Genomic DNA, 1,383 nt, shown 5'->3' on the forward strand with positions numbered 1-1,383 from the left:
TAGCGGGCGGCGACCGCCGGGCGGGCGGCGACCCGTCCGGTCCACCCGGCCCGGGTCCGCGCGACGAGCGTCACGACGACGACCGCTGCGGCCGCCACGAGCGCGGCCACCGCGGCCGGCGTCGACAGCAGCTCGCCCGTCAGCCGCCCGACGGCGACCCAGGCGAGGCCCCACGCGATGGCGACGGAGGGCGCGAGCCGCCCGCCGTCGCGGAGCGCGAGCACCACCCCGACGACGCCCGCGACCGCGAGCAGCGCGACCGCCCAGGCGTCGCGTCCCGTCGTGCCCGGCTGGAATCCCGACGCCGTGAGGATCGAGGCGATGTTCGCGATGGTGGCGACGCTCACCCAGCCGAGGTAGAGGCCCATGGTGCCGTCGAGCACGACGCCTTCGACGAGGTGCCGCGGTCGCGTCGCCAGGAGGGCGCGGAAGGTCCACATCAGCGTCACGAGCAGCGCGACGATGACGACGCCGGAGAGCACGAGGAACCCGGCCTGCGCGGTGAGGATCCACGCGGCGTTGAGCACGAGGGTCACGGCGACGGGGTAGCCGCCGCGCCGCTGGCGCTCGTCGGCGCGCTGGGCGGGGAGCGCCTGCCAGATCGTGTACGCGACGAGGCCGAGGTAGATCACGCCCCAGATCGAGAAGGCCGGACCGGCCGGCGCGACGGGCGTGTAGCTCGCGCTGAGGGCGCCGCTCGACGCGTTCTGGATGCTCTGATCGCTGAACGCGCCCGAGCCGAACGCGGAGCCGATGATCGCGAACGCCATGCTCGAGATGACGACGATCTGCCGGACGATGTCCTTCGCGGTGCCCATGCGGCCTGCTCCTCTACGATGGGAAAGTCAGCAGGCGGATAGTAAGCCTGCTGATGAAGACACTACCAGGAGAGGTGCCATGGCGTCGGAGGTGCCCATCGACGATGAGCTCGCGAGCTGGCCCACCGGGCGGCTGCTGTCCACGGCCGCGCGCGCGGTCGAGCACGCGTGGTCGGAGGCGCTCGCGACCCTCGGCGTCACGCATGCGGGCCTCATCGCGCTGCACCTGCTGCGCGACGGGCCGCTCAGCCAGATCCAGCTGGCCCGCTCCGCGCACGTCGAGACGCAGACGATGTCGCGCACGCTCGAGCGGCTGGAGCGGGAGGGGCTCGTGTCCCGCGCGCCGGATCCGGACGACCGCCGTCGCCACGTCGTCGCCCGCACCGAGGCGGGCGCAGAGGCGTGGACGCGTGCGCAGACGCTCGAGCAGGACGTCCTCCCGGAGCTCACCCGCTCGGCGGAGATGCGCCGCGGCCTCATCGACGTGATCCGCGCGGCGGGCCGCCCGGCGCCCGCCGGCATCGCCGACGACGCGGCCGCACCCGACGACGAGGCCGACGCGGCC

Annotated in this window: 2 protein-coding genes; one reads left to right on the forward strand and one right to left on the reverse strand. The window is 74.4% G+C overall.

The features are described 5' to 3' along the window. Positions 1 to 818, reverse strand: an 818-nt coding sequence (locus DZG00_RS15425) for a TspO/MBR family protein (RefSeq protein ID WP_119383264.1), incomplete at its 3' end; no start/stop codon positions are given. A gap of 79 nt (positions 819 to 897) precedes the next feature. Here DZG00_RS15425 and DZG00_RS15430 point away from each other — a divergent pair. After that, positions 898 to 1,383 (forward strand): MarR family winged helix-turn-helix transcriptional regulator (locus DZG00_RS15430; RefSeq protein ID WP_199689838.1); only part of this gene is annotated, 486 nt, incomplete at its 3' end.

Origin of the sequence: Clavibacter lycopersici (assembly GCF_003576405.1) — a bacterium.
In the GTDB taxonomy this organism is placed as follows: domain Bacteria; phylum Actinomycetota; class Actinomycetes; order Actinomycetales; family Microbacteriaceae; genus Clavibacter; species Clavibacter lycopersici.